Annotated in this window: 1 protein-coding gene; it reads left to right on the forward strand. The window is 32.0% G+C overall.

Features of this window, described 5'->3' with window-relative positions:
* The first annotated feature begins 167 nt into the window (after positions 1–167).
* Entirely contained in the window at positions 168–2,360 is a 2,193-nt protein-coding gene (locus HN894_17945) for a hypothetical protein (protein MBT7145209.1), read from the forward strand.
* Positions 2,361–2,671: the final 311 nt, after the last annotated feature.

Consider the following 2,671-nt stretch of genomic DNA (forward strand, 5'->3'; position numbering starts at 1 on the left):
CAATGAAGAACTCTATCGGTAAGCCGTATGAGGGAAAACTTCACGTACGGTTTGATGAAGGGGGTACTGATAGTCTAACTAATTTTATTATCTTTGTAGAAAAAAAAAATTATGAATAGGCTATCAGGCTCTACTCTACGCGTTCATAGTAAAAAAAGACCAACCCAATGAATAGAGAAATACTTACAGCTGCATTATTTCAGCACTCCTCAAAAGTACAATCCTATAAAAAGGATGCATTAGATTCGATTGTAGAAAGAATATTATTCTTTACCACCAAAAATCATTTATCGACTCATGAAATTCAAATATCTTTTGTTGAAATAACCGGTTATACAATTCCCCAAAATCATTTTGAAGAATCACTTGGACGTTTGATAAAATCTGATTGCGTTTTACAAAATTCAGACGAAGATTTATTTAGCATTTTGCCAAAAAGAAAGAATGAAATAGAAATCAGTGAAAAAGCAATTTTGCAAAAGCAAAGTTTGTTAATTGACAAACTCTTCAAACATTCTCCAGAGAAAAAATCATCATATATAGAACCCTTTTGGTTTACTGTTTCAAACATTTTTTCAACCTTAGGTGATTATAGCGCTAAAATTGTTGCAGGAAAAATAGATAAGGAACAAATTCTTTACCCTGTTTTAAATAGAAGTATTGAAGAATGCAAGAAGAATTTCGAAATCAATTATGATTTTTTCAGACAAAAAGTAATTGAATTCTTTTCGGAACTTAATGACCCCAATTACAATGAAACAAAATGTGTATTAGCGCAAAATTATTTCATTGCGAAGTCAATTGGGATTAATCCAAATAGTGAAAATTTTTCAAAAGATATTTTTAAAAATCAAATAATCTATCTTGATACAAATGTTTTACTTGCCATTATTTCTAAACATAATCGAAAACACAACAATGCTATTGCTTCTTTAAAAGCACTAAAAAAGTTAGACATTCAAATTTGTATAACAAAGGAAACCATAATTGAATATGAAACATGGGTTCAAAAAGAATTTGAAAGAATAAGAAAAACAACGAATCAAATTCCTAAAAAAACAAAATCTAAAGTTGAATCTCCAGTTTATCAGGATTATTATCACATATTTCTTGAAAAATCTGAAAAAGAAGAAGCATCTGATTTTGATGATATTTTAACCGATTTGGAACAATATTATTTTAATTTTAGAGAAGTCCTAAAGCAATATATTTCAGAGGACAAAATAAAATATATTGACAATGCATGGTTCGAGACAGTTGAAAAAGAACCAAACTACGAATCTACTGTCAAATTAATAAAGGAAAAATACAGAGAAGTTAGCGTACGTGAAAAAGGTGATGGTGCTGCGGTACATGATGCGAAAGTTTTACTATGGATAGATAAAGCTTCTCGAGAAACAGGAATAAAGCACCTTTTTTTAACAACTGATACAAGTATGCCATTAATTCAACTTGGCGACATTGGGAATTCGAACAATATAATTCTTGAAGCTATTTTGCAATGGTTAATTCCCTTGACAAATGGGCACAAAGATGAAGATGTTGATAAAACGATTTCCGAATTTTTAAAACAGCGTATTGTTCCTAAAGAATTCATCTTCGAAATTAAAGACTTTCTAATATTTGACCAATTACACATGGAATGCCAAGAACTTCCGGCAGAAGATGTAGAGAATTGTATTATTTATTTAAAAAAGAATGCTGCAGGTCTGAACCCAAATAAGGCAGCCGATAGAGAAAAATTTGCCAGTGAAATTGCGAAATATTTTATAGACCCTGGGAAAAAGTTTAAACTTGAGTTATCTGTTAAAGAAAAAGAAAACCAACAACTTCAAGCTCAACTTGGAGATGTTTACCAATTATTAGAAAAAGTCCAAGGACAAAATGAAGAAAAGGATAAACAGTTATCAGAGCTTAAAACTGAACATGACGAAAATTTAAAGGGATTAAAAGAAAATCATGACCAAGAAATTTCAAGTATTAAAGATTCCCTTACAGACGTAAACAAGGAGTTGACTACCATAAGGGAAGAACAAGAAAGAAAAATAGGTGAAAAGGATTACTCAAAATGGAAACGTCCTGCCAAAATTGCGTTTGTGTTCTTTATTGTAATACTTTTATTTGGAATACTCCAATTACTTCCCAATTGGAAATACAATTACCCAGCCAAATTAGTAGAATATATTAATGGTGTTAAAGAAATAAGCGAAGCAAAATTTCGACTTTGGATGACATTTGATGGATTTCTTACAACTGGATTAATAATATCATTATTTGTATTTAGCTACAAACGATTATTTAATAAAGAGAACAAACGGAATATGAGAAAAGAACTAAAATTGAAAACTACGAAACGCTAACAAAAGCTAAATGCCATACGGGGTTCAGTGGTAATCCAACCATCGTTCTTCGCTGTAATACCGCCAATTCGTCTTTGACAATTGACGGAAAAAAGAAAATATGAATAAACGAATTGGCTCGGAGTGGGACTGAGAGGGCGAAGCTTTTATTCCCGCACTCCACTTGCACTAACCGTTAGTGTGCCACGATGCTGAGTTAATCCAGCAGGTGCAAATCCTGTCAGGGCAATTGGCTGTTCACCCTGAAGAAAAGCGAACAGATAAGTCCGTGAGGATGATGCTGAAGCTTCGTTCTTTCAAATAATCAAGCC

The organism is Bacteroidota bacterium, from assembly GCA_018692315.1.
Classification (GTDB): Bacteria; Bacteroidota; Bacteroidia; order Bacteroidales; family JABHKC01; genus JABHKC01.

Bases quoted from the DNA above. Each gene is read 5' to 3' on its own strand.
- HN894_17945 (MBT7145209.1), top strand. From the start codon at position 168: ATGAATAGAGAAATACTTACAGCTGCATTATTTCAGCACTCCTCAAAA.